Here is a 3,822-nt window from a genome sequence, read left to right as displayed (position 1 = left end):
CGCCTTTGTCGATCGATATCGCGACAATCTCGAGGTCGCGCGGATCGATGAGGAGCCCGAGACGTTCGAGCGTCGGCAATTCGCGGCGGCAGGGTGGACACCATGTCGCCCAGAAGCTCAGCAAGACGACCTTCCCACGAAGCGCCTTCAGCTGGATCGTCTCGCCGTCGATGCGTCGAAGGTCGAGCGCGGGCGCGTCGGCGAGCAGTCTCAGGCCGGGCGAGCAGGAAGAAAAAGCATATCGGTCTAAATGTTGAGTATCTTGGCGGTCAATCTCGGTAGGTCCAATCGGAAACGTCGGCGACCTGCTTGAAGACGGCATCGACTCCATTGGCTGTCGGATCGGTCCGCTGGAGCCACTCTTCCGCCCATGCGATCCACTCTTCAACGCAGCGTCCATCGATCTCTACGGAGGAATCGGTGGCCACTGACCGCAATGCCATCAGGAAATCGCGCGCGGTGGCGAGTTCGCGCCAATCCTGCGCCAGCTCCCTGAATTTTCGCCAGCGGTTAGCATCTCGCTTGCGCCGTTGCTGCTCTTCATAACGGAGCTTCTCGGCGAGATGGCGCTCGCGCTCGGCCGCCTCTCGATCCTTGCGTTGTTGAACGAGTAATGGTCCGGCTGCGACGAAAGTGGCCAGAATGTCCGGCAGCATACCTTCCATTGGCTGCTTTTCGGATTCAAGCCATTGGTGTCGAAGACCCGCCGGCCATTGCCAGGTCTTGATCTCAAAAACCAGCCATCCTGTCGGCGCCAGTTCCTTCTTCCAGCCGTTGTCGCCGGGTGAGCGCCACCGCTTCTCGTCATCGGTCAGAGGCCGCCGTTCCTGCTTTTGCTTCTCGCGAACCTGAAACTCCACCTTTTCGCCCAGTACTTCGGCAAACAGGACGCCTCGCTCTCCCCGCACGACCTTTCCGCCTTGGCGCTCAATCGCCTTGAAAAGCGAATCTAGAATGCGATGCTTGCGACGGTCCGTTTCGGTGAACTCGCTCGGACGGTACAGATTGCGCATCCATGGATCGCGTTCGTTGCGGGCCTGCCGCTTCTTTTCCTCATGCTCAGCAAGCCATGACGCGATCACCGCGTGTGGTCTCAGAAGGCGCTCGGGCACAACAAAGGCGGATGCGCTCGCGCGGGCTCTGTCCGCCTGTTGCTTGACCTCCGGTGGTAACTCGATGGGAGGCGGTGGCAAAGGTGTCGGGCCGATGGTGATGGAGCGTGCGCTGCTCGATTTCGGCAATGGTGTCCGTTTCGGCGCTTTGCCCACGGCATGCTGCGCCCAATATCCGCGTGGCGGATACGGGATATCTTCCCGATCGCAAATCTTGGCGAGACCATTGCCGCTGATCCCATATTCCTCAGCCAATCGCGACATCGGCGTCGTCCACACCGCGCTATAGAGCTCCTCTCGTGTCATTGTGGTCGGTTGTGTCGGACGTGGCTTTGGCGTGGTCTGCACAGGATTCTCAGGCTCGGCCATTGGCGTTCTCTGTGCCACGCCGAGAGCGGTCGCCGGATCCGCTGTGACATGTTTAGGTTTGCGCCTTACCCCCTGCTTCTCGGTAGCCAGCACTAGCGGCTCGACACATCCAGATGGCGTTGGCGGTAAAGGGGGCTGTTCTATGGGCTTTCCGAACTCTTTCCGCATCCAGTGCCCGGACGACGGCGTTGGGATATCGGCACGTCGCAGCAAAGCGCTGAGGATCGCCGTGGTGGTCCCGAGTTCGGTGACCAAGTGCGACATCGGCTTTGACCAGACGCGGTCATAGAGTTCTTGGCGGGTAAAGCGGTGTTCCATGGAGATCAGGCGGAGCGGCTGTCGTGTGTGCTCGACAAAGGGATGCAAGCAATATCATATCGAACATAATAAGAACATGCGATAGCTAAGGAGGCAAGAATTCGCCATACGACCGCGAGCGATTCGAACTTTTCATCGCCAAACGCCGCCGTCTCTCGCTCTTTGCACAAGCGTAGCCTCGGCGGCTATAGCATACTGTGGAGGGCATCGGGGTCTTTGAGTGGGCGAAGGGATTCGGCTTCTCGACCACAATTTTGGAAAGGTTGTGTTCTGTGATCCGCGGCAAGATCATGCGGGCAAATTCATCGCCTGGCTGATTTTCGTGCCGATCTCGTCGACCGCTTGGTGCAGAGGCGAGGCGGCGAGGTGGGCGTAGCGTGCGGTCGTGGTCGGTTGCGAATGACCCAGAAGCGCGCCGATCATTGGCAGGCTCAGGCCGCTGGCGGCGCCGACGCTCGCGAAACTGTGTCTCAAGTCGTGCAGTCGGAGATTTTCGAGGCGCGCCGCTTTGCATATGTGCTCCCAAGGCACCCGGATAGACCGAAGCGGCTCATCGGCGCTCTTTCCTGGGAAAAGATATAGCGATTTCGGATTCCGACTGATTTTTCCTATGGTGCTGATGGCGGCCTCGGAGAGGTAGACGGTCTTCGCCCCTGTCTTGCTGTCCGGCAGCAGGAGAAAGCGACGTTCGATGTCGACGTCGGACCACCGCAAGTTCAGCACCTCGCCGAGGCGGCATCCGGTCAACAACAGCAGTTCGATCGCCGCCACCGCATAGGGATTTTCGGAGCGAGGTCCGAGCTTTTTTTGACCACCCCGCTTGCGTTTGGCGGGCTTCACGGCGTCTGGATCGACAATGAGACGGCCTTCCTTGGCGGCGTTCAACGCGCGTCCCAGGCGCGCGAGCTCGTCGACCGACAGATAGCGCTCGACCTTGTGCTCCGCGAAGCGCTTGGCGCCGCGGCATGGATTGGAGCCGGCAGGCCGGTATTTCCAGTCCTCGGCCAGCTGGAACATTTTCGAAAGGAGCGCGTGAACGCGATTGGCGACGATCTCCCCGCCGCGAACGATGCGCCGTCCCTGACGCTTCGTTTTCTCGTCCTTTGCCGTCTTGCCGGCGGCGATGTCCCGCATGACGCGAGAAATGTCCTGGCGCTCGACGTCGGAGACCTTCAGCGCGCCGATCAGCGGCTTGATGTGATTTTGCAGGTTGCGCTTGTCTTGAGCCAAAGCCGAGGCTTTTTGTGAAGCCCTGCATACTCCTCGAGATAGCGCTCCCCCAGTGCCGCGATCGTCGGCACGGATCGCTCGTGAGAGCGGACCTGGGCCGGATTTTCTCCCGAGGCGATCAACCCACGTAGGCGGCGCGCTTCGTTTCTCGCCTGCTCGGCGGTGAACTCGACGCCGTGTCGGCCGATCGTCACGCGATGGTCTCGACCGCCCTGGCTGTATTGCAGGAGGTAGATGCGCCCCCCTTTAGGGGTCACCTTGCAGCCAAATCCGGGAATCTCGCTGTCCCAAAGAAAGGCGTCGCGCACCGAAGGCTCGATCGCCTCGACCGTCCGCTTGGTGATCTTCTCCCGCATACCCGCTCTCCCATTCGGCCAGAAGCGCGTCAGCTGGGAGCGAAGGCTATTGCCGAGCGCCCTTTCTAGCAAGGGGACAGCAAGGAGGAGGAGGCAAGTCGGAGCGTATTCGGGCGTAGAGCCGGCGAAGGCGGCTCCGCAGGAGCGGGTCGCTAACTTATTGATTTATTGTATTCTAGCGTGAATTTTCGTAGGCGGGAGTGGTGCCCAGGGGCGGAATCGAACCACCGACACTGCGATTTTCAGTCGCATGCTCTACCAACTGAGCTACCTGGGCGTGGCATCGCATGGACGCCGGAGTGCGGCTTATAGACAAGGGATATTGCCCTTGTCCAGTCCCGTGCGTGAGATTTTCGCAGCTGTAGCGCGCCAAATCAAATGGCACTCCACGACAGATCATTTGGCACAGGCTGCGATCCGCAGCGCGCAAAAAAAGG

Annotated in this window: 4 protein-coding genes and 1 tRNA gene; all 5 read right to left on the bottom strand. The window is 60.2% G+C overall.

All coding sequences use genetic code 11. The annotated features are described in order from the left end of the window. On the bottom strand, positions 1 to 331 hold a 331-nt coding region (locus tag K3F48_RS23400; RefSeq protein WP_255609720.1), incomplete at its 3' end, for a TlpA disulfide reductase family protein. Continuing rightward, the gene (locus K3F48_RS23395) at positions 270 to 1,481 is read right to left on the bottom strand and encodes a hypothetical protein (RefSeq protein WP_222577847.1); all 1,212 of its coding nucleotides are present in this window, start codon (positions 1,479 to 1,481) and stop codon (positions 270 to 272) included. The genes K3F48_RS23395 and K3F48_RS23400, both read right to left, overlap by 62 nt. Positions 1,482 to 2,087: 606 nt before the next feature. Continuing rightward, positions 2,088 to 2,816 (bottom strand): site-specific integrase, encoded by a 729-nt coding sequence (locus tag K3F48_RS23390; protein ID WP_222577846.1) that lies wholly within the window; start codon positions 2,814 to 2,816, stop codon positions 2,088 to 2,090. A gap of 167 nt (positions 2,817 to 2,983) precedes the next feature. After that, positions 2,984 to 3,385, bottom strand: a complete 402-nt coding sequence (locus tag K3F48_RS23385; protein ID WP_222577845.1) for an Arm DNA-binding domain-containing protein — start codon at positions 3,383 to 3,385, stop codon at positions 2,984 to 2,986. Positions 3,386 to 3,586: 201 nt separating this feature from the next. After that, positions 3,587 to 3,662: transfer RNA gene (locus K3F48_RS23380), tRNA-Phe, on the bottom strand. Positions 3,663 to 3,822: the final 160 nt, after the last annotated feature.

It is taken from the genome of Methylosinus sp. Sm6 (assembly GCF_019802345.1).
Taxonomy (GTDB): Bacteria; Pseudomonadota; Alphaproteobacteria; order Rhizobiales; family Beijerinckiaceae; genus Methylosinus.
The sequence above is the reverse complement of the archived record's forward strand: the minus strand, read 5'-3'. Positions and strand labels throughout refer to the sequence as shown.